Genomic DNA, 25942 nt, shown 5'->3' on the forward strand with positions numbered 1-25942 from the left:
CAAGTTCCTTATGTTATAAAATAACGCTAATTAGTTGCTATAATACTGATTAACTATGTTGAATTGGGGATCCGGAGCTAATAATCCAAAATTTAAACGCCGCCGAGAACGGTTAGTCGAAACGTTGGCAGATAAAGGTATTGAAGACCCACGGGTATTGGAAGCTTTTAGTATCGTACCTCGGCATGTGTTTGTAGATACTGCTCTTCAAGATCGAGCCTACAAAGATACGGCTCTTCCTATTGGTAAAGAGCAAACTATTTCACAGCCTTTTACTGTGGCCAGCCAGACAGAACTGCTTGAAGTACAACCGGGCGAGAAAGTATTAGAGATTGGTACTGGTTCGGGCTACCAAGCCGCAATATTATGCGAACTTGGAGCCGAAGTGTATACTGTTGAGCGCCATAAGAAGCTCTACGAAAAGGCACGTACTACTCTAAAAAATCTCGGTTATTCTATTCGGGCAAAACTGGGTGATGGCACCTTGGGTTGGTCAGCTTATGCTCCTTATGATGCTATTGTTGTTACAGCCGGTGCCCCGGTAGTTCCTGAAGACTTGGTAGGGCAATTAGCACTAAACGGTCGATTGGTAGTGCCTGTGGGTAATGAAAGTCGTCAAGAGATGGTCCGTATTATAAAGATACGCGAAGATGAATATGAGGAAGAACATTACAGTGATTTTAAATTTGTACCGCTCATTGGCAAAAAAGGTTGGCAGAAGTAATTAGGAATTTGAAATGATCAATGAAAAACTGGTCTCCTTGCTATATCTTTCAACGATTTTAATTCCTAATTCCTAACTCTTATTTCCTTTGTCTAAAACTGATCAATCCAACTCCACTTCTAAAGCACAATCCTGGAAGGAGTATCCTTTTCTATTATTAAAAGGTTTTCTGATGGGCTCTGCTGATATTGTGCCCGGCGTAAGCGGTGGAACAATGGCCCTTATCGTAGGTATTTATACGCGTCTTATTGATGCCATTAAAAGTTTTGACACTGATTTCTTTAAGCAGCTGTTTACCCTTAGACTCAAAGAAGCATTTGAGGGGGTGGATTGGCGTTTTATGGGAGTTTTGCTGGCAGGGATGTTTGCGGCTGTACTCTTTTTTACGAAAGTCGTTCCCCTGCAGGTTTATATGTTCACCGATCCGGAACTTATTTATGGACTTTTCTTTGGATTGATTGTCGGCTCAATTGTTATTCTAATAAATGCGATAGAAAATTTTGGGTGGATTCATGCTTTGCTGATACTGGTTGGAGCCGTCATCGGTTTCTGGGTAGTTACCTTGGTACCTGCTGACACCCCCGATTCCTCGTTATATGTGTTTCTAAGTGGGTCTGTAGCCATATGTGCAATGATTTTGCCGGGTATTTCGGGCTCCTATATTTTGCTCATTCTCCGGAAATATGATTATATACTTAGCCAGATAGGAAGTCTCGGAACAGCTGATACCTCAATGGCTTTGTTTGCTTTGGCCCCTTTTGTAGCTGGGGCAGTTTGCGGGCTTATGCTTTTTTCGCGGCTCTTATCTTGGTTGTTAAATCGATATGAGGCAAAGACTCTTGCGGTATTGATTGGTTTTTTGATTGGCTCGTTGTACGTTATTTGGCCTTATCAAAACCGGATGTACAAAGAGATTGTGACTAAGAAAAAAGTGGTTGAATACACCAGTCCCAAAGTTGTTGAGTTGCGAAATAATCCCCCTTCCGAAAATCGCCCGGAGTATCAGCGAATAGGAGAAGTACAGAACCCTGAAGCAACTTCTGATGAACTTAAAAAAGTGGTATTACTTACGGTTAAGAAGAAATTGATTAAGAGTGATCCTTATATCCCATATGCAACGGACAAAGGTGCCCGAACACCACATTTTTGGGATGGAATAATCGGGATAATTATCGGACTTTTAATGGTTCTGGGACTTGATTCTTTACGCGCGAAAGGATAATCTTCAGTAAAGAAAAAGAGACTAAATTGTCTTTTTTATAAAAAGCCATTAAGCCGGTATCATCATGAAGCAGATAAATAAAATATTAGTACCTACAGATTTCTCAGTTAACTCAGTAATTGCTTACCAGCATGCCCAACAAATAGCAGCAAAGTTTGGGGCAAAAATTGATCTTATCCATGTAATACCCACTCTAAAGTATTTCAACGATAGTATTGCACAACTGGGAGCACCAATTAGCATGGATTCTGATATCTATCCCAAAGTACAGGAACAGACTTCACAGAAGCTCAATGAGCAGATGGAGCTGAATATTGCAGAAGAGTACAGGGGAGAGGTCCTTCGGCCGATCCATAGGAGAGCGTCTTCAAAAATATGTGAAGTCGCAAGCGATGGGCAATATGATTTAATTGTAATGGCCTCCAAGGGGGGGCATGGCACTCCATTACTACGAGGGTCCACAACCGAAAAGATTATCCGACATTCAAAAGTACCGGTATTTACGGTTGATGATAGCCTGGATGTTGAGGGTTTGCGGCAGATACTCATTCCAACAGATGGATCTGCTCTCTCTTTTTCTGCCTTAGTTCTTGCATTACCACTGGCCGAAATTTATGAGGCTGAGATTACTCTTTTTCATGCTATTGAACTGTATGGCGATCCCATGCAGGATGTGATGGGGCGTCCAGAACAGTCTGACGAGACCAATATTTATACCGCACTTATTGATAAATTGGAAACCTATCTTGAAAATAGTGATGAGGTTTCTTTAAATAGGTACGAAAGTGATTTTAAAGATCAATTAGTGATTTCAAAGGGAGCCTCAAGTCAAACGGTCAATCTAAAAACTGTGATAGAAAAGGGGGTTTCTGCTCATCTTGCTATCGAGGACTATGCCAGTGAGAATGCCGACCTCGTAGTTATGACTACTCACGGCCACAGCGGATTGGCACATTTCTTTTTGGGTTCAACTACCGAAAAGGTTTCACAGCATCTATCTATTCCGGTACTTACCGTCAAGCCGGCAAAGGAGAAATTGAAAGAAAAAACGAAAGCGTAGCATCATATTTGATATTTCCAGGGGGGGGCTTTACCAGACAGCATTTGCTGTCTGGTAAAAGGCAACGAACGATTTTTCTAGTCGTTTGTTCCGTTGTATTGTATCAGTGAAAAAATTTTTAACTGATGCATAGAAATAATATGTTTACTTTCATTCTTTAGGACTAAGAGTAGTTACTATGCCAGAACTTATTACAATACAAGAGCTTATGGATATGGGGCTGCCTCCGATAATAATATATGCAGCTCCGGTAATGTTTGCCCTTGTATTTATTGAGTGGGGATTAAGCGCATGGCGAAAATGGGATCTGTATGATACCAAAGACTTTTGGGCTTCTACAGCTATAGGGATAGGTAATATTATAGTTAGTTCAGCCACAAAGATCAGTATATTTGCATTGGTGCTGTTCTTTTATAACATGGTTCCTTGGCGGGTGCCACATACTTGGTGGTCGTATGTACTTTGCTTTATTCTGCTTGATTTCTGTCGCTATTGGGCACACCGTATAGCCCATGAACAAAGAATTTGGTGGGCTACCCATGTTCCACACCATTCCTCCGAAGAGTATAACTTTTCTGTTTCTTTTCGGTTATCGTGGGTGCAAGGCTTTAAGGTGATCTTTTTTTTACCGGTAGCACTAGCCGGTTTTCACCCTGTGGCATTTTTTATTTGTCACCAGATTGCGGTGCTTTACCAGTTTTGGATCCATACCGAACTTATCGATAAGCTTCCTCGCCCTATTGAGTTTATTTTTACCACCCCCTCGCATCATCGGGTGCACCACGCCAAAGATGATCATTACCTGGATAAAAATTATGGTTCGACCTTAATTATTTGGGATCGGATGTTTGGTACTTTTCAGCCGGAACTAAATACACCGAATTACGGCATTACCAAGCCCCCGGACTCCTACAACCCGGTCTATTTGGTATTTCATGAATTTATTGCCATCTGGAAAGATCTGAAGAAGGCTGAAGGGTGGAGAGATTGGCTGTTTATTCTATTTGCAAGTCCCGCCGAACAGGCTCGGGTAGCAAAAGAATCGGAAGGGAATAGGTCGGATAATGTCGCTTCTTTATCTTCAGCTGAAGCAGAGGAATAGGTGTCTATTACTGGGTAGAATCGGCCCAACTAATTTGAACTCCCCCTTGGCTGATGCTAGCAGTAGTAGTAAGTTTTACAATATTATTTGTACCGGTACCGGTTATGGTAACTGTTGATCCGGAGCCCGATATTTGATAGCTGCCATTTTCATTGGTGGGCTTGATTGAGCGAATATTAGCTTCTGAAATATCATCAAATGACTGGTTTCCTCCACCTATAGCTGCTGGCTTTTGATAGTAGGTTTGAGCGTCATTAATGACCAGTAGGATATCTTGCCGAATAGCAGATTTCCTAGATTCAGTCCGACTCTCGTTCATTGAATCTATTGCAATGACAGTACCAATCCCTACAATAACGACAACAAGTATAATAAGTAACAGTTGTTGTGCCATCATATTGTTTTTGAACCCCGTTTTATCCCCTTCCCTAACAACATTTGCTTTATATACTTTCTAAGTGCCAATTAAAAATGGGTAATATGTATAATTATCCGTATCTTTGCCCCGTTCTGGTGTTACTTTATCCCGCCTATTCGTTTAAACAGGTTCTCACATCCCTTCTCAGGTCTGTCGGCGCCTCAAGTTATGTACGGTTTTAGGATGGCAGCTTAGCATGCTGGTACTAAAGGTACATGTTGTAGCGTCAGGTAATTATCTAATACTCATTTTATTTATCTATATGACAGATTCGAATTTTAGCGATTTAAACCTAGCCCAGCCAATTCTTAAAGGGTTAGAAAGTATGGGCTTTGAAAGTCCAACCCCCGTTCAGGAAAAATGTATTCCTGCACTTTTAGAAGGAAAAGATGTAGTAGGACAAGCACAGACAGGAACCGGAAAAACAGCAGCATTTGGAATTCCTGTAGTTCAACAAACTGATGTTGACATTGCCAAAGTACAGACCATTATAATGTGCCCTACACGTGAATTGGCGATACAGGTTACCGGTGAGCTTATAAAGATTGGTAAGCATCTTGGCGGGCTTAACGTGATTCCTATTTATGGCGGGCAATCTATTTCTCGGCAGATTAAGGCATTGAAAAGAGGAGCGCATATTGTTGTAGGTACTCCCGGTCGTACGATTGATCACCTACGTCGCGGTACCATGAAACTTAATAACCTGAAGCGTGTTGTCTTTGACGAGGCGGATGAGATGTTGAATATGGGATTCCGTGATGATATGGAACAGATCTTGTCATATGCTGATGGGCCTGTACAGACGATTATGTTTTCTGCTACCATGTCTAAAGGTATTAAGAAGATTATGAAGCGGTATATGAATAATCCGCAGACGATTGCCATTGAACGAAAGAAGATGACTGCGCCTAATATTGAGCAATATAAAGTTGAGGTGCGAGATTCGGTACGAACAGAAGCTATTTGTCGGTTTTTGGATATCAACGGCTTTGCATTAGCATTGGTTTTTTGTAATACCAAACGGAAAACGGAAAAGGTGACTCGAGAGCTGCAATCTCGCGGTTATTCTTCTGATTTTATAAATGGAGACCTTAATCAGAATCAGCGTGACCGTGTGATGGCTAAGTTTCGATCTGGTGCTATTGATGTATTGGTGGGCACCGATGTTGCTGCTCGCGGACTTGATATCGATGATATTGAAGCCGTCTTTAATTATGACATTCCCCAAGACCCAGAGTATTATGTGCACCGTATTGGACGTACAGGGCGGGCCGGTCGTTCAGGTATGGCTATTACATTTACTACGCGAAACAAGCGAAAGCAGCTTCGCGCTATAGAGAAACAGATTAAAACTCAGTTAAATCCTTTGGAGATGCCAACTCCGGCCGATGTTCGAATCTCGAAACTCGACGGACTGATGGAAGAGATGGTAGAGGTGCTCGAAAAAGGAGACCTGCGTGATTATATCGAACAGATTGAAAGTTTTGTCGATGATCGTTTTACAACGATTGAAATTGCAGCAGCTCTGTTAAAGATGAATTCGGGCAAAAAAGAATCACAAGATGCAAGCCAACAGGCTAAGCAATATAACGATTCAGATATGATCAAGGTCTACTTCAACGTGGGTAAAAAGAACAATGTATATCCCGGTGATTTAGTCGGAGCTATTGCAGGTGAGTCTGGTATCCCCGGAAAAGTGATTGGAAATATCGATATTTTCCCCAAACATTCTTTCGTTGATGTTCCCGGAAAGTATGTAAACCAAGTGATTTCCGGAATGGATCATAACAGAGTAAAAGGGAAGAAAGTGCATGTGAAAGTTGCCTAATTGCTCTCAATTTTGACACTATAATATAAGCAGGTACTCAAAAAGAGTATCTGCTTTTTTATTTTCTGGATTCAACTGGTAAGGACAATCTGTAAGAAGATGTTCAGAAGTGTGACTTGAGGACTTCGGGAAAGTGGTTTGTATTTGTGTGGTAATGGTAAAATACAATCCAACCAACTCAGCAAAGAAGATCGTCATCAGATCAAAGCACTATTGGGTGCAGGCCATAATAAAACGCTGACCTGCGATAATCATAAGGTCTTTGCCATCATCAGAAAATACCCAATCAGTTTGGAGCTGATGTTTATTTTACGAGTATTGCCCGCTTAGTACAGAAAAATTATAATAAAAACATAGTTGGGTGATCAGGCACTTCCTTTTAAAAGAGACAGTAATTTACTTGTTGATTAGTTGCATAGACAACTATATATTGCATTAAACAAATGTAACAACAATATGGCTAAAGAAATACCTGAAATTCTGGATGATGCGATTGGTTTTAATATCTATCGTGTAGCACTACTGTTTCGAAATGAACTGCAGAATGCGCTATCCGAATATAGTCTTACGCCCGAGCAGTGGCAGGTAATGCAGACGCTGTGGTCAACAGATGAAGTGATGAACCAGAACGATATAGCACATTTAACTCTGAAGGATAAACATAATATATCTAGGATGTTGGTACGCATGGAAGACAACGGTTGGATTAAACGAAGCAGAGATCCTGAAGATGGCCGGGCATATATTATTGAGCTTACCAAACAGGCAAAATCGAAACGTGAAGAGGTAAGGGCTAAGCTATTGGGTCACTTTTCCAGCATTTTTGATGTAGCCGACGAGCAGGAGCTTGATCAGTTGCTCAAAACGTTGAAGAAATTCAGAGACCGTTTGAACGATAAACCAAAATAGGACAGCTATTTTTTATCAAAATAGTTGTCTATGCAACTAATAAATATATTATTATGAATCGATCAATAATTGTAACCATACATGCGGCAAGTAGCACAATCGCACTTTTTTTAATAGCAAGCTTTTTCATTTCTACTGTTATTGTTGAACTCTTAGGTACATTGCAGTATATACAATTGGTAAAACAGTATATTGTCTATGGACTCGTGATATTAGTACCTGCGATGGCAATATCTGGACTTTCCGGTAATAAATTGGGAGGTAGCAGTAAAGCGAAGCCCATTCAGCAGAAGAAGCAGAGAATGATACGCATTATGCTGCTGGGTTTAACTGTGCTTTTACCATCAGCAGTTGTTTTACATTACTTGGCTCAATCTACCGATTTCGGAGGGCTATTTTACAGTATCCAGCTCGTCGAATTTGTTGCAGGTGGTACAAACATATATTTGATGGCACAAAATATGAAGTCAGGTCTTATTCTAAGTGGTCGTATGCCCCAAAAGGTGCAATCTTGAATAGAAATTAGTCGTCAAAGCTTTGCTTTACTTGGTAAGTTTGGGAGCTGTAAGGTTTTAGTTGGTATGGGAATAGTTTTGATACGAGTGCATCGTGTTCAGGACTATCTGCCCATTTCCGCAGAAGGGGTTCATCTTCAAACCGTAATAAAAGTTGTGACTCGCTGGCTTCATCGATCTCTTCGATTATTTCAAGGGAAATAAATCCTTTAAAGTCGGATAGTATATCGGCTACTTCACTAACCCATTTACCAAAATACTCCTCACCTTGTTGGTTAAGAAAGTGTTTGATATGTACAATAATCATAATCTGAAATTTTATTTAATAACGAATTAATGATTCTGGGAAATAAGCAGTTAAGAAAAGATCTGTTGAATAATCTTTTTTGCTTCCTCAACTTCGGAATACTCAAAACATTTAATCGCAGGAGCACCGTTAATCATTGCTGAAAGTGCTTTATCTTTATCGGTTTGGTGTAAACAAAATACCTGTTTATCCATGGCAATAGCTTGGCCTATTTCATAACCAACTCCATGCGAAGGGGTAGTAACTTCTCCAATCAGAATATCAGCTTCTTTAAGCCACTTCATATCTTGTTGGTAAATTTGTTCGTCGGTAGGCTCATTGCTGATATTGGATGCCCCAACATGTTCAGTTAGTACATTCCCAAATTTTTTTAACTCATTGATGAGTTGATTATACAATGCAGCATCCTGTCGACCACCTCTGATTGAGCCGGAAAAATAGATATTCATTCAGTTAAAAAGCTAAAATTAAAGTTTGTTTCTTAAAGTTTATCAAACAATTCTAACAACTCCATTTACTCAGTTTTAGGTTCTCATCTTGCTATTTTAAAAATATAGCACTTAATTAGAATGCAAGTCAAAAGGGAGAGGATTAGTATAAGGGTTGTTCTGCTAAATCAAGAGTTATTAATTAAAAAACTGTTGTCATGTTCGGGATTGAAGCGTTAAATGTTGTTGTAGGCCTTATTTTCGTATACCTGTTGTTTAGTCTTTTTGTAAGTATTATCAATGAGATTTTAAGCAGTTTGTTACAGATCCGTGGGACAGAGCTTAAGTCTATTATTCAGAATATGGTATCCTCGGAGCTGGTAGATAAGATCTATGAAAACCCAAAGATACAAACATTTTTACGTAGAACCGGGAAGCTTAATTATGGTTCGAAGTCGTTTCTTGAAAAGCACCATCATGGAATATTACCGGATGAGATTCCTCCAGAAGATTTTACAAATGCATTAATAGAAACGATTAAAGAGGAGAAGGAAGATGATCAGACAATCTCCCAGTATTTAAAAAGTTTGGATACCCAATCGAGTGTGGGGCTCAACTATTTAGCAAGCCTGGCTGAGGAGGTAGAGCAGGATCTGAATGCCTTTGAGAAGGAGGTAAAGCAGTGGTATGACAAGGTGATGGGTTATGCTTCTGATTGGTACAAAAGAAAATTACGATGGATTTTAATTGCTTTGGGATTGGTTGTTGCTGTTGCATTTAATGTGGATTCCATATCTATATTCAAGACGCTGTCAGATAATCCACAGGCTAGACAGGCCCTTATAGCTCAGACTGAAGCATTTGTTGATGATTATGCAAATGAGAATGGACGTATTGTATTAAAAGAGGCAAGCGATTCAACAGTTATGATTTCTCATAAAACGATGCTGTCACAATCGTTAAATGAGCTGAAAAAAGATTTTCGAACGGACATTGATAATCGCTATTACAAGAGTGTTAAAAACGATATAAAAAAGAAGATGGCCGCAGAGGAAAATTGGCAGGATACTACTAGTGATGGCTATAAAGACCATTTGGTAGTAGCTGTAGAAGATTCACTGTATTTGATTGCACAAGATTCTTTGAAAGCCAAATATCCACAAGCAGTGGCAGTAGATTCTGCTTACAACAGACTAATGACTCTACAAGAGCAACAGATTAACAAAGCTGCCAGCACTCTGGGAATTGGTTGGGATACCAGTAAGCCACGGTGGGGCTTGCACTGGTATTCGATTATCGGTTGGCTCATAACAGCTCTGGCAATTAGCCTTGGGGCTCCATTTTGGTTTGATACGTTGAAAAAGGTAATCAACATTAAGAGTGAGATTACTAAGCAAAAGGGGGTTAAAAGATGAGTGGAACTAAAATTCGTGATGTTACCCGAGTTGTAAAAACGGATGAGGAGATCCCGATTCGAACTAAACTGCCTGAACGAGGGGGCGATTCAAATAAAAAAGGTGTTCTATATGCAGGTTTTGAGGTACAGGTAGCAGAAGAATGGAATGGGGAAGAGATAGAGGGTAATAACCTATGGTACCGTGATAAGAATGGAGACTTTTATTGGAGCGGTTGGTTTGAAGAGATAAAACAGGATTCAGAGATATCAATAGAAGGAGACCAAAGTATTGAACTCTCATGGTGGTTATCCGGCTTTGGTATTAAGGAGGTATGGGATGAAGGATATATGGGAGAAGGGGTATCTATAGCAGTATTGGATACGGGAATAGATATCGATCATCCCAATTTAAAACATAGCTTCAATCAAATTGATAGCTTTAATTTTTTATCACGGGATAAGGATGTGCAGGATTGGAATGGTCATGGTACCCACTGCAGCGGGATTATTGCCGCTAATGGAGTAAACAATGTGTGGGGAGTGGCTCCCAAGGCAAAAGTCATTTCAGGGAAAATTACCCGGTCTGTAATAAGTGGTATAAATTTGGATGTTTTGGCTGATGCTATCGAGTATTACAACGGGAAAGTAGATCTTATTTCAATTTCAGCGGGTGTTTCAAGAATAAATAAAAGAGTACGAGAAGCCATTGAGGCTTGTGAACAAACACTTATTGTCGCTGCTATAGGTAACTCGGAAACTCGCCGAAAAGGGGATTACCCAGCAGAGCATGAGTCGGTATTAGCAGTGGGAGCAGTAGATGAATTAGAAAAAATCACGGATTATACCATAAGGTCTAAAAATTTGGGAATTTGTGCTCCCGGTCATGAAATTTATTCTACTGCCCAAAAAGGAGGCTATAAAACAGATTCCGGTACGTCCATGGCTACCCCTTATGTATCCGGATTATTAGCATTGGCTAAAAGTAAAAGCCCACAAAAAAGTATGTCAGAGTTGTCAAACCTTCTTATCGAAACATGTGTGACAAAGCAAAGCGGGAACTATTCTTATGATATTATAAATTCAACTAAATTTATGGAGAGAGTGTAATGCGCAATTTAATAATTGTAATATCAATTCTATTTATTACTCTGCCACTATCTGCCCAATCTATTTATCAGGATGTACTACGGTTAGAAAAGTATGTTCAACAAACGGGAGTTGACATGAAAATGGATGTTTACAGAGGTGATTCTACATATGTTAGTATTCTTAAAAAGTATATCCCCGAAGAAAAGCGCGATAGTATCAATACCAATACCGATTTTCACTGGCACTTTAGAAAGAATGGTAACCGTTTTTTAAGTGCTTATTTTGATAGCTCGGGAACCACTAGCAATATTGATACTCCGGTTATTGCAGCAGAGGAAAAGAAGTTGTCTAAAGCTGTTGGGGGATTAAACGTATCTACCATCGCTGATGGGATCGCCAAGTTTTTAGTAGAACGGGCAAATGAGGAGTTGAGCATTGCCTTTTTTAGTCGATTCAAGAAAGAAATTAAAAAGAATGTCGAGTTAACCACGCTTTTCCCGACTAGTACAAGATTAATAGAGCGGTTAGATCCCTTACAGTATTCATATATGTTAAATGCGCTCAAAGAGGCGTTCCGGGATGATATTTCAAAACTGGTGGTGAATATTGAAGATCTTGTAGAGACCAAAAAATATCGGGAGCTGATTGCCAGTAATGAAGATCTGAAATTTATCTATCTGGCCATTGAGGCTAGCCAGATTGTTTACAAACTGTCAAAGGGATCACACCCCGCAGATGTTATTGATGGACTTGGTAAACATAAAAAGGTGGAAAAGGTTTCAACAAATCTGGCAAATGGTCTCAAAGTGGTTTCCCTACTTTCATCCAGTATTAGAGATTCTGCTGATGGCAGTGCCTATGTATCTGCCGGCGAGCTTAAAGAAAATATTTTTAATAACACGGTAAGTCGCGATTTATTTTTGGGCTTGCTTTACCAGCGTTCTCTTGGGATAACATTTGACAAAAAAGAGGAAAAGGGGATCCTGTCATTTGCCAAGGTAATTAAAAAAGTTGAGGGTAAAGTGGGTCAGTTTGAAACGGTATATACCAATCTTATCACCCATTATGAAGTGGTCCAAAAACACTTTAAGGAGGTTGGGGAAATACCCGTAACAGATAGGAGGTATCTGGATTATTATGAACTTTTTGTGACACTGCCCAATTTTATTGACTCCGGTTTTGACGAGATCGAACGGTTATTCGAGAGTGATTCTACTCAAATAAAAGACTACAGGGATAAGGTAGATCGCTATCTAATGGTTGCTCGAGAAGGGGGAGATATAATGAAGAATGTACGTAGTAAAAACTATGCTTCGGCTATTGTGAACCTGGTAGAAATCTATGATTATGCGATCGGGATAAAAGTAGATGCTATAAATAAATCCATGAAAGAGCTAATGGATAGCTATCAGCGTTGTGTTGATAAGATTGATAAATGTGAGGGTGAGGCTAATTATAAAGGAGTAAAAGAACGTATCGTTAGCCTTTTACAGGTTGAGACTCAACATTTTGACGGGATTACGTTCAGGGATCTGACTGATAGCAAGAAAAGTCGGAAGGAGTTTCGAAAAAAGGTCATCACATATTTCGAGGATAATGTATTTATTGATAAACAAATGGATACAAAGCTGATGAAATATGGAATATTCATGGCAAATGTAGCCAAAGCTGAAAATTCTGACCAAGTGCAGGCGGCTATCAAAGCGGCAGCCTTGCCGGCCGGTAGTTCCCGGATTAAGAGAGTATCTAAATGGAATTTATCTGTTAATGCCTATTTAGGAGGTTTTGGGGGAGGAGAAAGGCTTAGAGAAAATAACGATCTTAGTGGCACAGTTGGAGTGTTTGTTCCTATCGGGATTGCCTTAAGTAGAGGTTGGGGATATGGAAACGAAACCAGAAAGAGTGTGAATTCGATATCCCTTTTTATCAATGCCATAGATTTGGGGGCCCTTGCCAGTTATAGAATCAAAGATAAGGCAAAACAACTACCAGAATTTACTCTTGAAAATATTATTGCACCGGGGGCATATTTGGCATGGAATGTAGGGGGTACCCCACTGACTGTAATGGGAGGTGCGCAACTAGGCCCCCAACTACGAAAAATTGATACGGGCAGCCCCACGTTGACGAAGAGCAGTGCTTGGCGTTGGCAAGTGGCGGTTACTGTAGATATTCCATTATTCAATTTGGGCACTGCAACGTGGAACTAAATGCCTATTGGATGGTGCATTTTAGGGTATCGATAAACAACTAAGCCAATAAATTTATGGGTGATCAATTCGAAAAAAGGCGCGATGCTATCATTTATGTGCCGGCCTTGAGCAAAGAACATGGTAACGATTCTATTAATGCTATGGCCAATAGACTGGCAGCAGCCTTCGATCGAAATGCTGAGTCCGGGGAAGCAGAATTCTATATCAAAAAGGAGGCAAGGGAAGACTTTCGAGAATTTGATAGCCCTCGGTTTACGATTATACAAAAAGGAGATGAGGATATCCCTGTTGTGGATCTATATGAGCTTGATTATCGTGATTTATTGCTGTCCCCAATGAATGAGCGAAAGCCTGTTGTTCACTTGCTTTCAATACTATGGTCCTGTCTCGGAATGGTACCACGCCTTATTAAAGGAATGAAAAGAACCAGCAAGACAAGTTTAGAAAAATGGCAGGTATTTTATGGGTGGGCAATGGCTGGAACGGTATCAACATATTTTTTTCTTCTTCTTTTTGCTCTTGGAGCTACCCTCTCTGATTTCTCTGCTGTAATTCATGGGCCTCAAGCGAATACAGTCGCTCCAAAGACGGTGCCTGATATTACTTCGGGGATGGTTAAAATAGATTCTGTTGAAAGTGGTAATACTACTGTTGCTGATACAACAAAAAGTAAACTACAGGAGAAATCTATATATTCTGTTTTGAAGCGTTTATTTCTCTGGTTGCCAGTTCCGATAGTGATTGTGGTAGCCGCTCTTGGCTTGTTTTCGAAAGAGGATTTCAAGCAAATGATATCTGAGCTTGGAAAAGAGTTGGCTGCAGCAGAAAACTACCTGTCTGTGGATGAAAAGCGGAGTAAAATACGCGGGCAATTTGCAACTCTGCTGGAACATATTTCGGAAAAGGAAGGGGAGGGACTTCCCAAATACGATAATATACACCTGCTTTCATACAGCTTTGGTTCTATTATTGCCTTGGATTCTCTGTTCCCCAACGACAGCCCATTAGTACCGCGTTTCCAAATGGTTGATAGTTTAACAACAATAGGCACTCCCTACGATTTTATCAGTACCTATTGGCCTGAGTACTTTAACAGTCGAATGCAATACGATGGTGTTCCCCGGAATTGGATTAATATCTATATGAAATCTGATGTGTTTGGTTCCAATTTTACCGACTCGAAGACAGGAGAGACCTCAGGTATTGAATTCCATCCTGATTATTGTCTGGATGAAAAATCTTCAATAGCACCGAATGTCAATCGTTTGTCGGGACCGAACAGATCCCTAAAAGATTATGGTTGGTTCAATCGACTAAGGCTGATTGGGTTTAAAACACATTCCCAATATTGGGAAGGAGAGGCGGGTTTTGATGTCAATAGTATTGATATCGTTGTACAAGAGCTTTTTACAAATGAATCAACTTAGCAGGTGGGGTTACAGCATAATTGTAATTCAAGCCTGTAACATTATAAGTCCTTTACTAAGTTCAACTATCACATCGTTTTGAGGTTCAAATCAGCCAATTCTATGAAATAGATCACAAGTATGGCATTAACTGCGGCGAAATATTCACTCAAGGGAGTATGAATGTAACTGTTTTTTCAAAAGGCAGTTACTTAATCATCTGTGTTCCGAGATGATAAAATATCAAACTCTTTGTTTGATATTTCCATTTCTTTAATCGAAACAGCTTCTGAAACCCAAATGTAATTAGGTGCTTTGACCTTAAATTTAAGCGGAAGGGCTCCATTGCTGGCATTCATAAAGGCACTCCATCCTCCAAAATTATGGTCTTTAAAATTTGCTGGATTTACTGAAATATCAGGATTATACCAGTATGTAGTTTCATCATGTTCTGTTTTAATAACTACTTTGTGGCAAGTTTTACCCATTACCTCCACCTTTTCATCGCTATGTTCAACAGAAATAATTTCACTAACCTTCTTAGCAGCTTCAACAGCAATTAATTTTCCGTTATTGGGACTTCGGAAATAATAGGTATTAGTATCACTGTGGTACAACTGGCGAAGAGTACCTTTTTCATCATAGGCATGATAATTTTCGGCATTGATGAAAAAGTGTTTTTCCTTGCCAAAGAACTTTTTCATTTTTTCGGTGATAGTTTCACCGTTTGCCGGATCCTGGAATTCATATTTATAGGTTATTTTACCGCTAAAATTTGCCGTTTGCCCTAGTAACGGCATAGCAATGACAATGAATAAAATAGAGAGAAGGTACTTCTTCATGTCCTTATTTTTAATATTTGTCCCTTACAGATTCTGCAAATCTTCTATTGTAGTAATAGATAAACTCGCCTTAATACATCGATTTTCATTGATAAAAGCAAATTAGTACTGTCACTAATAAGACATTAGTGGTTTTATTAAAAAAAATTAATGCATGCCGGAAAAATTACTATACGGTATCATATACCTGGGTTCTTTCCCATCTTCATCAATAGCTCCAGTCTTCTTCCTTCATAAATTGTTCAAAAAGAGTAGAATAGATTTTACAAAGTAACCTTTTAAACTATAGGAGGTTTGTAGGAAGTTAATGAAAAGCTATACGGAAGCTGTAAATTTGGATATGGTTTTAAAACTATTCTTGATAATAAGAAGAGATTACTATATCAATTCTAAGGTTAATATCAGTATCAACTAAATTGTTATCGATGATACTACTTATTCGTTCCCAGTAACTGCCTTGGTACGAGATATTCCAATTAAAACGGTTAATTGTTAGATGTGTTCTATATCTATAGGGGAGTGAAGCACTTTTTTTGATCCTATTGATAATAAAAGATACTGGCTTAGTAACATCTTTGATTGTCAGATTGGCTGTTGCCCGTATTTTATGAGCAGATATTATTTTAGTTTCTGTTATACGTAGTTGTGTATTCGGATATTTGTCCACGTGGAAGAAGTCGTCACTTTTTAAGTGATTGCGGAGCCTCCTGCGAGGGACAGGTTCATCTTCCGGAATATCAGTAATTGATATGTTAGTCATATCCATAAGAAAAAAGCCCCCTGCTATTCGGCTTTTGTCAAATATGAGATAACCGTTTTCGAAAGGTAGGGTCCCTTCATGTGTGAGCTCGATTGCCACATCTCAGTACCCATCCATTCGATATTGGAACGGTCGGTGTCAATACGTATGGTGTCACTAGTTGTTGGACCTGTTTGTAAGAAACAATCATGAAAATCGGTTTTTGTTTGGGTATGGGCCCCATGGTTTGTGTGTCCCGTGAGGGGGGGGGATTACGACAGCCAATATGAATGAAATAGCCCCTATGTTACTCATACCCTGGAATGTTTTTGCCCAATATAATATCACGTTTTCCTACCCAGAGACCATTCATTTTCGTGAGAGTAAGCACCCCGCTGTGGCCACCTCTGGGTGATTTCTGATTCCGTTGCTTGCCTTTTAGAAGGGGATCATCTTCAAAGAAGTAGCTCCCGAGCCAATAGTAGCGCCCGTTGGGTTCCAGGATAATAGGATGAATATGGGCAGGGTTGGAGCTGTATGAGCCGGGTTTGAAGGTATAAAAAGTATAACGGCCGTCAGCTCCGGTTTTTACCCAGCCACGAATATAACCATGACGTTTAGCCCATCCCTTTTCATTACCAGTTTTAGGATATACGCCCTCCTTATTAGTATGGTAGATATATAGAATAACGTCTTCTGCAGGTGTTTTTCCGTTACTTTCGTAGATCGTCCCTGTTATTTTGATCTGGGGGGTATGATTCTCAAATTCGGGCAGCGTATCCTCAGGGGTTAAGGTTCTGTTTCCATATTCAAACACAGCCTCGCAGCCTTCGCATTGTCCTACTAATTGAGCCTCGGACTGTTTGATGTCCTGTGAGTATAAATAGTTGTTGGTAAAGGCGAATATTGGCAATATGAGTAATAAGAAATATGGCTGTATCTTCATCGCTGTTAGATTATAAGATTATCGACGATTATAGAAATATCGCCTTTTTATGAGTGTTAGAAGAAAGCTAGTAATCAATGAGAAGGGTTGGAAGGGCTATTATACGAGTCGAGTAGTTTATATTATAAGCTGAGTATTAAAGCAGTATTTTTTTTACCGGTTTAGCATAGGTACGGCTCAGACGAAGTATTTCTCCATCTCTGGTGAGTAAATCGTAATCACCATTTCCGCGGGATTGCAGCTCTTCAATGATATCGGTATTGGCAATAGTGGAGCGATGAATTCTTTTGAAATGATCGGGAAGTGAACGAATGATATTTTTGAGACTATCTAATACGACATAAGTGTTTTTTGTCGTAATGACAGAGAGATATTGGCCGTCGGCTTTTATCCATTTTATCTGGTTAATATCAACCCTAACTGAACGTTTCCCATTTTTAACAACAAGATGACCGGTTTTTTGGGGAGATCTGTTGTCTGCATGAGATAATTCACCTTGGGTTTTTACACGGTAATAATAGGTGGCCCAAAGAATGATATAGCAAGCCAAAGCTATATATAGACGGGTCGAAAGTTTTTCTGTCAGCAGGTAGTATAACGACCAGGATTCTTTATACAGCACGCTTGATATGCTGAAAAGGAGCAAAGAAAAGAGAATCAGGTGGGCAAAGGCCGTCAATACAACCAGGATCCCGGTTACTACACTGTTGAGGGGGGTTACAGACCGTTTATTCCACCACTTGATCAACACGAGACTAAAGGGGATGAACAAAGGCCAAAAGAGCTTGTAAGAGAGGGAATCAGATATCGAAAAAGGATTGCCATTAACGGCCGAGCTAATCATATCCTGGCTGAGCTCCAGTACCATCATAAGAAAACAGAATGCACTGAGCCAGAGAACTAACTTCTTTTTAGCACTATCTGTATCGATAACAGTTGCTAATGAAGAAAATGGATATTTTTTCTTAAGACTGAGCATTGCTTTAGTAAAGTTTATAAAAGCAAGTTGCTCAATTTTGCTATGTATATCAATACAGAGATCTGTTAATTAGTTTAGCAGGTTTTCTTCTTCAAGAATTTGATCACGTAGCTTCTTGGTTTTTAGTCTCTTAGAGTCTCGCAGATCCACTACAACCGTTCCTGCAATCTTATCATGGATGCCTTGCCTGTTTGGGTCCCAGTATATCTGGAAAAATCCTAAGAGTCCTGTGGCAAGTCCGGCAGCATATCCTCCAAAACGTTCAAAGGAATACCATAAACCGATATCCTTATTATCGAGGCGTCGTACTTGCAAATTTAAAAACTTCTTGCCAATGGTTTTCCCCTTAAAGAATGCCAGGCAGCAGATAAAATAGATACCGACCCATCCAAGGGTAAGCCCCATAAAGTTAAACCCGGCTTTGAGTGTGCGATAGATACTGGGGTCCTGTAACATTTCATTCTCTTTTTCAACCGCAATGATTTTATTTCCCAGCAGTTCAATTTCGTTTTCCAGGTTAGAAAGTTCGGGACGGGCTATTACAGAAGCGATTTGAGAACGCAGGGAATCGGCGCGTTTTTGGTCCTGCTCTTTAATAGCTTGGGACAAAACAAGAAGATTGGCTGAGAATGTATCGGGAAGGTCATTATAAAATGAAGAATCTACAGCAACAGCATTCGTAGGAAGTTCCTTTTCCAACTTTTTTTCTATTTTCTGAATAGCCTTTTTTGTCTCTTCTTGGTTGGTATGATCAATATTTGCCATTTCTTTGCTGAACTCTTTCCAGTCTACGGAAGCGCCGGATGTGACGATTCCTCTTTTGGCAAGTTCTTTGGCTACTTCTTCATCCGTATCAGTTGTTTCGGAGCCCTCCAGTACCCCTATAACTACCACAAAGATCAAAAGGCTCCCGATTCCGGCCATTGAAAAGCGCATAATATTTCTCCATACGCTTTGAGTCCTGGTTCTAATAGCAATCCAGAAGAAAAGGATGGTTACCGCTACTGCCAAGATGAAATTACCCAGCGATCCAAGGATAGAGGCGATGATAAGATCCAGAAGTAAAGCTGTAAGCCTGCGTTTAGGTGTTGCAAGCGGTAATCCCAATAGCTCGGGATGCACGTTAAAGGCAAAAGGAGTAACAATTTTTTTGGGATCCTTCTTCACGATATGACAAATATCTTGATTAATATATTGGTTTGCAGTCGACTATAGCCTGGTAATCTCTTTCTCAGTCCCCAAGAAGCGATGTGATGTATCTTGTATTCTGTATCATACAATTTTAGTGTGAATGGAGCAAGGGGTGAATATCACGTGGTCTTTTGGGATGGGGGCTATTTGGAATCCGGTTTCTGGTATTGGGTGCAGAGGTATTTAGGCGACCTCGCACCAACGTTATACAATATGACTGATCTGCAGAAAGGGGATATTGATATACATCACACTCTTTTAATTCTAATGCTCATATTCATTTCGAATAATTAATAAAAATATGTGCCCCTGAACTTAATTCGGGAACTCCTTATCCAAGAATGTATGGGATTCAAAGAGTCGTTTTTGCTAGTTGTCTTGAACTCTTCCCCCATGTCGCTTGGCTCTATCTATTAGGTTCATAAATAATAGTTATTGATGGGGTCCGAGATAAAAAGTATGTTAGTTCAACATTAAACTAATTAATATAAAACAAATAAGGTACAAATGAGTACAGCAACAAAAACAGTTTGGAATATTGATCCCACACACTCCGAGATTCAATTTAAGGTGAAGCACTTGGTGATATCAACGGTAACCGGAAACTTTGGCTCGTTTGAGGGAAGCCTGGAAACCGACGGTGAGCAACTTGAAGGGGCAGACATACAGTTCAAAGCGGATATTAACAGTATCGATACCAATAATGAAGACCGAGATGAGCATCTGAAGTCAGATGATTTCTTCAATGCGGGAGAATACCCGGAGCTGACTTTTACTTCTACATCTTTTGAAAAGAAAGGAAGGGACAGTTACCGATTAATTGGCGATTTGACCATTCGTGGTAACACAAAAACAGTAGAGCTTGATGCTGTACATGGCGGTACAGTAGAAGATCCCTATGGGCAAACAAAAGCAGGGTTTGAAATTACTGGCACAATAAATCGAAAAGAGTTTGGTCTGGAATGGGATGCGGTTACTGAGGCCGGGAATATCGTTGTTGGAGAGGAAGTAAAGCTACAGTTGAATGTACAGATTGTAGAACAGGAAGGATAGTATCTTTTCCATGGTTAATTCAACTCACCTGCAGGTTTGAATGCCTGCAGGTGTTTTTTATTCAATAGGTTTATGCTGAAAGAAAGATGAAAATAAGGCGAAGCCACATTTAATTAATTATCGGAGCGATCTATAATAATATCTTTATAGTAGCTGTCCATATCTTCAGAAATACTGATCGATTTGTTGTAGGGTTCAAATCCATCTTTCTCTGCTTTCAAATTATAGGTCCCGGGCTCTAAACGTAAGCTATAGTCTCCCATATCATCAGAAGTGGTACTTTTACTTCCGGCTGTAATTGTGACATCGGGTACTGGATCAGAAGTACTGTTGGCATTTCGTTCTAATACTTGGCCGTTGACAACAATCTCTTCCAAGGTAGACTCAGATGAAGTCGATTTTGAGCATCCAATAAATAGAACAAGTAATAGAATTGAAACGGTAACGGATATTCTCATAGGTGATTGTAATTATAAAGGTTTAAGAACATGAAGTAGTAATTTCATGGTGATAGTACGATCTATTGTAATTTTTATGTAGATGGTGTCGGTATCAACGGTAAATACGAAAGGTTCTACCGATAATCTCTTGGTTTCTAATAAATGCCTAAGATTGATGTCTTAATTAGGCGGCCTTAGGTTATGGAAAAGAGAACTGTTATTCGATAGATAATAAATTGTATTTCAAAAAGCCAGCTTTGCTGTTGCAGCTATTGGGTAATAAACTTCTTTAGCTCTTGATAGGAGAGGGCCCCGGCAGAGCGTTTTATTTCTTCACCCTCTTTCATAAGCAATAGGGTCGGCAATCCTTTTACATTGTATTGTGTGGCTAATTCCTGATGCTGTACGGTGTTTACTTTAACAATAGTACAATCAATGTTTTCCGATTCAGCCAGTTTTTTCAAGGGTTTGTTCATCATAATGCACGGTCCGCACCATTCGGCCCAAAAATCGATAAGAACGGGCTTTGTCCCCTGTAAAATGTGATCCAGCTGTTTGGGGGCAATTTCATTGACGGCATTTGGCAGGATAGATCTTTCAGGATTGCCACTTCTTTCGGCAAACTTTCTTTTCAGGGAAGCTAACGGCCAGCGTACAACAGCAAGAAAATTGCTGATCATCAATACCAGGATAAGAAGCAGATAGCCTCCCATTCGTAAGGGTAAAAGATGGTGTTTAGATTTTGTTTTCTCGAGCCACTCTTCCAGTTGGTTGAGGCGCTGTATCAATGAGTTTGAATTCATGCCGGGGAATGATGTTCACAAGGGATTAAGATATTCTGCACCAAACACAGATGCCACAGTGATTTTTAAGATTGCAAGAGTAATGATAAAAAGAGAAGCGGTCAAGAAGATGGTTCAATATTTATTTAAATATGCACTGCTGTATAAAAGCATTTAATAGGCTTCAGAAAAAGGAGTGAGTCATAGTCTATTCAATTTCTGATCTATACGTTCAACACTATATTTCGGCCCGTATTTGGGATGGTCCCGGGTTACTCGGGACAGTCTCTGTCCTTTGATGGAGGATAAGCCTGAAAAGAGCCTGTCTGCCTACTGGCGAAGGTTTGGATGCCGGCAGGTAATCCGAGCTTGATCAGCGACACCGGTCGCCAGCTAACGGTTTGAATTATGGATTTATAGAAATGATGAAATAAGTAACTAGGTGAGGACTGTCTGCTTGACATTTTCCTTTTTAGAGTGGTTATAGGGCTATAAAAACGGAAGAAATATTTGGATCTGATTTTAGTTAGATTCTTCGGAATCCTTTTCTTCCGCTGAGTAAGAAATTCCACCACCGATAATAATGCCAATACCGCTATAGATCATAATATTTTTGGCATTATTTCTTTTTTGAGCACGCCCTAGATTGGCTTGACCAGTCTGTAATCTTTGTCCCAAATTAGTGCTATTGTTTTCTTCGGATTGATTTCCTAAATATTTGAGCCCTCCATAGGCAAAAACAATTATCGCTATAACTAAAATTATATTTCCAAATTTTTTGAAATCCATAATAACCACCCCTGAATAATTTATTAACCAACGTATATTAATAAGTAAACTAATTCTTGTAATCTAATTTGAGAAAGGCAAGAATTAAGCTGGAAGTGCCCTATAACCTATGATTATCGCAACTAGGCGGTTGCATAATAATGTTATTGTTCAACGATCGTAAGTTGTATAAAAGGCTGCTAAGGGCAAAATCGAATATTATAGGGGTATGTTATGGTGCAGTTATGTGCTATAACATGTTGACATAATATTCTGGTCAGCAACCTACCTCACCTCTTGCGGGCGGCCGGCGCCGAGGCCGAAGATCAGCTTGGCAATCAAGATCACAAACAGGAACAGCAGCGGGACAAACCAGGCGTGGGTAAGGTCATGGAGGGCGCCAAAGAGGGTGGGACCCACCGCGGCCAGCAAGTAGCCGATCGACTGGGCCATGCCCGAAAGCTCGGTGGCAGTTTCGGAGTCTTGGGTGCGTAGTACAATAAACAGCAGGGCCAGTCCAAAGCTGCCGCCCAAGGCCAGGCCAATGAGCGAGGCCCATACACTTACCAGGAAGGCATCCGGCAGCATCAGTCCGCCAAGGCTAACTGCCTCGCAGATCATCAGTACCCATACCAGTATACGCTGGTCGCTGATCTTTTCGGCCCAAACGGGAATCAGAATGGTGCCTACCACGCCCATACCCTGGGAGAGCGAAAGCATCCAGCCGGCGGTATTGGCATTGAGGCCACGGTCCTGCAGTATTTCGGGCAGCCACGCCAAAATCACATAAAAAGCCAGCGACTGCAGTCCCATAAACAGGGCTACCTGCCAGGCCAGCGTATTGCCGCCCAGATCTTTCATCGCCTGTATAAAACTGCGGTCATGTTTGGGTAGCGTCAGGTTTTTAAGCTGGGGCAGCCAGATTATTAAAGCCAGGATTGCAAGGAAGGCCCAAGCGCCTAGTGACCAGCGCCAGCCCAATCCCCAGTCCTGGGCCAGCGGTACGCTGATGCCTGCGGCCAGGGTAGCGCCAATACCCAACATGCTGGAGTAGACGCTTGTCATAATACCGGTATGGTTGGGGAAGTCACGCTTGACCAGACTGGGCAGCAATACATTTCCGAAAGCGATAGCAATACCCAGCAGCAGGGTGCCGCCGAAAAGAGGCAGGTTGCCGGGAATTACGCGCAGTAATATTCCACCGGAAAGTAGGCCCATGGCCAGCGCCAGGGTGCCTTCGATACCCAGCTTGCGCGTAAAAAGGGGCGTGAGCGTAGAAAGCACGCCAAAGGCAAGCAGCGGCAGGGTGGTCAGTAATCCCAGTAGGGTATTGGAAAGACCGGTGGTCTCGCGGATAGTACTAATCAGGGGACCTACGCCTGCCAGTGCCGGGCGCAGATTTACGGCAATGAGCACAATGCCGGCAATAAGCAGAATGTTTTTGGCAGTCGAATTTTGTTCAAAGGGTGATGATGCGGCCATCAAAAAAATGTAGCTGTTATACGGTGATAAATTGTATGAAAAAGCGAGCAAAAGATACAAAAGAAAAGGCGGGATTCATGATATCAACCGGGAGTGAGGCTTGCCAGTGGAATTAACTCGGTATCATGGGGCTTCTCGCCATAGATTGAATAATAGCTTGGTATTTTCTGGGTTAATGATTTCTTTTGAGTAGCAAAAAGGAGGCGCCTGCGATGGTGCTTCCCAATGAGTATCATACGTTTTATTAATTAATATCAACAGATGGGGTTCCATGTTTCTGAGGAGACGATTGGTATTATCAACCGCAATACAGGAAATGTTCTATGAGACAAATTGTTAATACGGCCAACGGAAGTTATGATGTTTTGGAAGTACAGGAAGTACCGGATCTCGTTCCCCAATCGGATGAGTTGATTATTGATGTAAAGGCGTCGGGCCTCAATTTTGCGGATATCTTAGCGCGGAAGGGACAATACCCTGATGCCCCGCCCAAACCGTGTGTGGTTGGATATGAAGTGTCGGGCAGGGTGCGTGAGGTCGGCAACAATATTCGTGAAGATTGGATCGGCAAGGAGGTGTTGGCGTTTACTCGTTTTAAGGGACAGGCCGAACAGGTGGCGGTAAAGCCCGGGCAGGTATTTGAAAAGCCGGAGTCGCTTTCTTTTGTGGATGCGGCTGTGATCCCTGTTAATTATATCACCGCTTATCTGCTTATTGAGGTAATGGGGTCGCTGCAGTCGTATGAGTCTATTTTGATCCATAATGTGGGGGGCGGGGTAGGTATTGCGGCCCTGGATATAGCCCAGCACATCGGGGCTACTACTTATGGTACGGCGAGCCGCCGCAAGCATGATTTTCTGCGTGATCGCGGTTTGGATTATGCGATCGACTATCGCAATAAGGATTGGTATGAGGAGCTAATGGCCCTGACTGATGGTAGGGGCGTGGAGCTTATTACGGATCCGTTGGGAGGCAAGGAGTGGAAGCGAAGCTATAATGCGCTTCGGTCCACCGGTCGTCTGGGGATGTTTGGAGTATCATCGGCCAGTGACAGTAGTTCCGGTAGTTTCAGGGCAACATGGAATATGCTGAAGACGGTAATACAGATGCCGTTTTATCACCCGCTCCCGCTGATCAACAAGAATAAGGGGGTTTTTGGCGTTAACCTGGGGCATTTATGGCATGAAGGGGATAAGGCAAATACGTGGATCCGAAAGATCATGGCGGGCGTTGAAGAAGGCTGGGTGAATCCCCATGTGGATACAACGTTTAGCTTTGATGATGTGGATAAAGCGCATCGCTATATTGAGGAGCGCCAAAATATCGGTAAAGTAATTTTGGAGCCTTAATACGAATGTGTGTAAATATTTTTATGGGACGCAGAACTCGTAATATATTAAAAAGCGAAGGTCCTGCTATTAGCGTGTTACTGTTTTTCAGTGACGAAAAAAGTAACCCAAAAAGTCACCGACTAAGAATTCTGAAAACAGTTCTGAACTTTCGGTGGGAGTATTTCAATGGTCCATTGAGACAGGTGCCTGGATAAATGATATTACCGGTATGAAATACTCCTGATCACCTACTGTTCTCCACTCAGAATTCGTTATGTCGGGGGGGGCTAAGCAAGCAACGTATTGCAAGTTTTTTTCCGCCCACCAATTAAAAACCATAAAAAAGCAGTGTCATTACGAGGAAGAGTGTTTTTCATCTGACGACGTAATCCCCTGATAACAATACGCGTAGTATCAAAAGGCAGCCTTCACGGATCAACTAGTTATTTCATGGAGATTGCCACGTCGTCCCGCCAATCCGCGGAACTTCTCGCAATGACGGGCGCTGATGATAGAATGATGAGTCCTCCTTGTTTAGGTCTGCCAGTACAAATCGAAGGATGTGCAGGAGGATTTCCGCACTATCTTCTCTGTTCTTTTTTTGTCCTCATCTGCCGTTTGTCGGACCAGCAAAGAAGAATTAATAATACCTTTCAAAAATAATATCCCTCTAAGTTTTAAATGTTGATCCCTCCAGAACCAGAACGATTGAAATAGAGTCACTCTCTAAAATTCCTTATCATGAATCAACAGACCAGAAAAGAAACAAATT

26 protein-coding genes are annotated in these 25942 nt (G+C 40.9%); 13 read left to right on the plus strand and 13 right to left on the minus strand.

Annotated elements, in window-relative coordinates:
* The first annotated feature begins 55 nt into the window (after positions 1-55).
* The 4 genes from FCN14_RS12565 to FCN14_RS12580 all read left to right on the plus strand — a co-directional run bounded on the left by FCN14_RS12565 (position 56) and on the right by FCN14_RS12580 (position 4108).
* Positions 56-724 (plus strand): protein-L-isoaspartate(D-aspartate) O-methyltransferase, encoded by a 669-nt coding sequence (locus FCN14_RS12565; protein WP_138431618.1) that lies wholly within the window; start codon positions 56-58, stop codon positions 722-724.
* 88 nt (positions 725-812) lie between these two features.
* On the plus strand, positions 813-1946 hold the full coding sequence (locus FCN14_RS12570) for a DUF368 domain-containing protein (protein ID WP_246043169.1): 1134 nt from the start codon (positions 813-815) through the stop codon (positions 1944-1946).
* Between the two features lie 64 nt (positions 1947-2010).
* The gene (locus tag FCN14_RS12575) at positions 2011-3006 is read left to right on the plus strand and encodes a universal stress protein (protein WP_138431619.1); all 996 of its coding nucleotides are present in this window, start codon (positions 2011-2013) and stop codon (positions 3004-3006) included.
* 178 nt (positions 3007-3184) lie between these two features.
* Entirely contained in the window at positions 3185-4108 is a 924-nt protein-coding gene (locus FCN14_RS12580) for a sterol desaturase family protein (RefSeq protein WP_138431620.1), read from the plus strand.
* 7 nt (positions 4109-4115) lie between these two features.
* Here FCN14_RS12580 and FCN14_RS12585 read toward each other — a convergent pair whose 3' ends face one another.
* On the minus strand, positions 4116-4505 hold the full coding sequence (locus FCN14_RS12585; RefSeq protein WP_138431621.1) for a hypothetical protein: 390 nt from the start codon (positions 4503-4505) through the stop codon (positions 4116-4118).
* Positions 4506-4788: 283 nt separating this feature from the next.
* Between FCN14_RS12585 and FCN14_RS12590 the strand changes: the two genes are divergently transcribed.
* The 3 genes from FCN14_RS12590 to FCN14_RS12600 all read left to right on the plus strand — a co-directional run bounded on the left by FCN14_RS12590 (position 4789) and on the right by FCN14_RS12600 (position 7778).
* Positions 4789-6354, plus strand: a complete 1566-nt coding sequence (locus tag FCN14_RS12590; RefSeq protein ID WP_138431622.1) for a DEAD/DEAH box helicase — start codon at positions 4789-4791, stop codon at positions 6352-6354.
* Between the two features lie 456 nt (positions 6355-6810).
* The gene (locus tag FCN14_RS12595; protein WP_138431623.1) at positions 6811-7263 is read left to right on the plus strand and encodes a MarR family winged helix-turn-helix transcriptional regulator; all 453 of its coding nucleotides are present in this window, start codon (positions 6811-6813) and stop codon (positions 7261-7263) included.
* A gap of 53 nt (positions 7264-7316) precedes the next feature.
* Positions 7317-7778 carry a hypothetical protein gene (locus FCN14_RS12600; protein ID WP_138431624.1) on the plus strand — a complete coding sequence of 154 codons (462 nt, stop codon included), beginning with the start codon at positions 7317-7319 and terminating at the stop codon, positions 7776-7778.
* A 7-nt stretch (positions 7779-7785) separates the two neighbouring features.
* Here the strand turns inward: FCN14_RS12600 and FCN14_RS12605 are convergent, their stop codons facing one another.
* Together FCN14_RS12605 and FCN14_RS12610 are read right to left on the minus strand one after the other, a co-directional pair.
* Complete coding sequence (locus tag FCN14_RS12605; RefSeq protein WP_138431625.1) at positions 7786-8085, minus strand: antibiotic biosynthesis monooxygenase family protein; 300 nt, start codon at positions 8083-8085, stop codon at positions 7786-7788.
* A 50-nt stretch (positions 8086-8135) separates the two neighbouring features.
* Entirely contained in the window at positions 8136-8534 is a 399-nt protein-coding gene (locus FCN14_RS12610; protein ID WP_138431626.1) for a nucleoside 2-deoxyribosyltransferase, read from the minus strand.
* A gap of 197 nt (positions 8535-8731) precedes the next feature.
* On the opposite strand from FCN14_RS12610, the gene FCN14_RS12615 reads away from it, so the two are divergent.
* From FCN14_RS12615 to FCN14_RS12630, 4 genes are read left to right on the plus strand one after another with little or no spacing between them, the layout of a single operon-like run.
* Positions 8732-9928 carry a hypothetical protein gene (locus FCN14_RS12615; protein ID WP_138431627.1) on the plus strand — a complete coding sequence of 399 codons (1197 nt, stop codon included), beginning with the start codon at positions 8732-8734 and terminating at the stop codon, positions 9926-9928.
* Positions 9925-11016, plus strand: coding sequence for a S8 family peptidase (locus FCN14_RS12620; protein WP_138431628.1), 1092 nt, complete (start codon positions 9925-9927; stop codon positions 11014-11016). Before FCN14_RS12615 ends, FCN14_RS12620 begins: the two co-directional genes overlap by 4 nt.
* Entirely contained in the window at positions 11016-13208 is a 2193-nt protein-coding gene (locus FCN14_RS12625) for a hypothetical protein (protein WP_138431629.1), read from the plus strand. The genes FCN14_RS12620 and FCN14_RS12625 overlap by 1 nt, the downstream gene beginning before the upstream one ends.
* Before the next feature lie 56 nt (positions 13209-13264).
* Positions 13265-14638 carry a hypothetical protein gene (locus tag FCN14_RS12630; protein ID WP_138431630.1) on the plus strand — a complete coding sequence of 458 codons (1374 nt, stop codon included), beginning with the start codon at positions 13265-13267 and terminating at the stop codon, positions 14636-14638.
* A 191-nt stretch (positions 14639-14829) separates the two neighbouring features.
* On the opposite strand, the gene FCN14_RS12635 is transcribed toward FCN14_RS12630, so the two are convergent.
* From FCN14_RS12635 to FCN14_RS12655, 5 genes are all read right to left on the minus strand, one after another.
* Positions 14830-15459, minus strand: coding sequence for a hypothetical protein (locus tag FCN14_RS12635; RefSeq protein WP_138431631.1), 630 nt, complete (start codon positions 15457-15459; stop codon positions 14830-14832).
* Positions 15460-15811: 352 nt separating this feature from the next.
* Positions 15812-16318 carry a YceI family protein gene (locus tag FCN14_RS12640; protein WP_138431632.1) on the minus strand — a complete coding sequence of 169 codons (507 nt, stop codon included), beginning with the start codon at positions 16316-16318 and terminating at the stop codon, positions 15812-15814.
* 187 nt (positions 16319-16505) lie between these two features.
* Entirely contained in the window at positions 16506-17144 is a 639-nt protein-coding gene (locus tag FCN14_RS12645) for a peptidase associated/transthyretin-like domain-containing protein (RefSeq protein WP_138431633.1), read from the minus strand.
* 136 nt (positions 17145-17280) lie between these two features.
* Entirely contained in the window at positions 17281-18123 is an 843-nt protein-coding gene (locus tag FCN14_RS12650; protein WP_138431634.1) for a LytR/AlgR family response regulator transcription factor, read from the minus strand.
* A gap of 69 nt (positions 18124-18192) precedes the next feature.
* Positions 18193-19290, minus strand: a complete 1098-nt coding sequence (locus FCN14_RS12655) for an RDD family protein (protein ID WP_212747641.1) — start codon at positions 19288-19290, stop codon at positions 18193-18195.
* Positions 19291-19821: 531 nt separating this feature from the next.
* On the opposite strand from FCN14_RS12655, the gene FCN14_RS12660 reads away from it, so the two are divergent.
* Entirely contained in the window at positions 19822-20367 is a 546-nt protein-coding gene (locus FCN14_RS12660) for a YceI family protein (protein WP_138431635.1), read from the plus strand.
* Between the two features lie 113 nt (positions 20368-20480).
* On the opposite strand, the gene FCN14_RS12665 is transcribed toward FCN14_RS12660, so the two are convergent.
* The 5 genes from FCN14_RS12665 to FCN14_RS15790 form a co-directional block, all read right to left on the minus strand.
* The gene (locus tag FCN14_RS12665) at positions 20481-20825 is read right to left on the minus strand and encodes a carboxypeptidase-like regulatory domain-containing protein (protein ID WP_138431636.1); all 345 of its coding nucleotides are present in this window, start codon (positions 20823-20825) and stop codon (positions 20481-20483) included.
* Between the two features lie 251 nt (positions 20826-21076).
* On the minus strand, positions 21077-21610 hold the full coding sequence (locus FCN14_RS12670; protein WP_138431637.1) for a thioredoxin family protein: 534 nt from the start codon (positions 21608-21610) through the stop codon (positions 21077-21079).
* 501 nt (positions 21611-22111) lie between these two features.
* Positions 22112-22378, minus strand: a complete 267-nt coding sequence (locus FCN14_RS12675; protein WP_138431638.1) for a hypothetical protein — start codon at positions 22376-22378, stop codon at positions 22112-22114.
* A 264-nt stretch (positions 22379-22642) separates the two neighbouring features.
* The gene (locus FCN14_RS12680) at positions 22643-23839 is read right to left on the minus strand and encodes a CynX/NimT family MFS transporter (protein ID WP_138431639.1); all 1197 of its coding nucleotides are present in this window, start codon (positions 23837-23839) and stop codon (positions 22643-22645) included.
* 83 nt (positions 23840-23922) lie between these two features.
* Entirely contained in the window at positions 23923-24075 is a 153-nt protein-coding gene (locus FCN14_RS15790; protein ID WP_171032917.1) for a hypothetical protein, read from the minus strand.
* 87 nt (positions 24076-24162) lie between these two features.
* Here FCN14_RS15790 and FCN14_RS12685 point away from each other — a divergent pair, with 87 nt between their 5' ends.
* Positions 24163-25188, plus strand: a complete 1026-nt coding sequence (locus tag FCN14_RS12685) for a zinc-binding dehydrogenase (RefSeq protein ID WP_138431640.1) — start codon at positions 24163-24165, stop codon at positions 25186-25188.
* The last annotated feature ends 754 nt before the right edge of the window (positions 25189-25942 follow it).

The sequence above is a fragment of the Fodinibius saliphilus genome, from assembly GCF_005869845.1.
Taxonomy (GTDB): Bacteria; Bacteroidota; Rhodothermia; order Balneolales; family Balneolaceae; genus Fodinibius; species Fodinibius saliphilus.

Excerpts from the sequence above, each read along its gene's own strand:
- FCN14_RS15790 (WP_171032917.1), bottom strand. The coding sequence starts at position 24,075 with ATGATACTCATTGGGAAGCACCATCGCAGGCGCCTCCTTTTTGCTACT.
- FCN14_RS12645 (WP_138431633.1), bottom strand. The coding sequence starts at position 17,144 with ATGAAGATACAGCCATATTTCTTATTACTCATATTGCCAATATTCGCC.
- FCN14_RS12665 (WP_138431636.1), bottom strand. The coding sequence starts at position 20,825 with ATGAGAATATCCGTTACCGTTTCAATTCTATTACTTGTTCTATTTATT.
- FCN14_RS12685 (WP_138431640.1), top strand. The coding sequence starts at position 24,163 with ATGAGACAAATTGTTAATACGGCCAACGGAAGTTATGATGTTTTGGAA.
- FCN14_RS12590 (WP_138431622.1), top strand. The coding sequence starts at position 4,789 with ATGACAGATTCGAATTTTAGCGATTTAAACCTAGCCCAGCCAATTCTT.
- FCN14_RS12625 (WP_138431629.1), top strand. The coding sequence starts at position 11,016 with ATGCGCAATTTAATAATTGTAATATCAATTCTATTTATTACTCTGCCA.
- FCN14_RS12660 (WP_138431635.1), top strand. The coding sequence starts at position 19,822 with ATGAGTACAGCAACAAAAACAGTTTGGAATATTGATCCCACACACTCC.
- FCN14_RS12565 (WP_138431618.1), top strand. The coding sequence starts at position 56 with ATGTTGAATTGGGGATCCGGAGCTAATAATCCAAAATTTAAACGCCGC.
- FCN14_RS12575 (WP_138431619.1), top strand. The coding sequence starts at position 2,011 with ATGAAGCAGATAAATAAAATATTAGTACCTACAGATTTCTCAGTTAAC.
- FCN14_RS12675 (WP_138431638.1), bottom strand. The coding sequence starts at position 22,378 with ATGGATTTCAAAAAATTTGGAAATATAATTTTAGTTATAGCGATAATT.
- FCN14_RS12635 (WP_138431631.1), bottom strand. The coding sequence starts at position 15,459 with ATGAAGAAGTACCTTCTCTCTATTTTATTCATTGTCATTGCTATGCCG.
- FCN14_RS12580 (WP_138431620.1), top strand. The coding sequence starts at position 3,185 with ATGCCAGAACTTATTACAATACAAGAGCTTATGGATATGGGGCTGCCT.
- FCN14_RS12680 (WP_138431639.1), bottom strand. The coding sequence starts at position 23,839 with ATGGCCGCATCATCACCCTTTGAACAAAATTCGACTGCCAAAAACATT.
- FCN14_RS12670 (WP_138431637.1), bottom strand. The coding sequence starts at position 21,610 with ATGAATTCAAACTCATTGATACAGCGCCTCAACCAACTGGAAGAGTGG.
- FCN14_RS12650 (WP_138431634.1), bottom strand. The coding sequence starts at position 18,123 with ATGCTCAGTCTTAAGAAAAAATATCCATTTTCTTCATTAGCAACTGTT.
- FCN14_RS12585 (WP_138431621.1), bottom strand. The coding sequence starts at position 4,505 with ATGATGGCACAACAACTGTTACTTATTATACTTGTTGTCGTTATTGTA.
- FCN14_RS12605 (WP_138431625.1), bottom strand. The coding sequence starts at position 8,085 with ATGATTATTGTACATATCAAACACTTTCTTAACCAACAAGGTGAGGAG.
- FCN14_RS12595 (WP_138431623.1), top strand. The coding sequence starts at position 6,811 with ATGGCTAAAGAAATACCTGAAATTCTGGATGATGCGATTGGTTTTAAT.
- FCN14_RS12600 (WP_138431624.1), top strand. The coding sequence starts at position 7,317 with ATGAATCGATCAATAATTGTAACCATACATGCGGCAAGTAGCACAATC.
- FCN14_RS12615 (WP_138431627.1), top strand. The coding sequence starts at position 8,732 with ATGTTCGGGATTGAAGCGTTAAATGTTGTTGTAGGCCTTATTTTCGTA.
- FCN14_RS12620 (WP_138431628.1), top strand. The coding sequence starts at position 9,925 with ATGAGTGGAACTAAAATTCGTGATGTTACCCGAGTTGTAAAAACGGAT.
- FCN14_RS12630 (WP_138431630.1), top strand. The coding sequence starts at position 13,265 with ATGGGTGATCAATTCGAAAAAAGGCGCGATGCTATCATTTATGTGCCG.
- FCN14_RS12610 (WP_138431626.1), bottom strand. The coding sequence starts at position 8,534 with ATGAATATCTATTTTTCCGGCTCAATCAGAGGTGGTCGACAGGATGCT.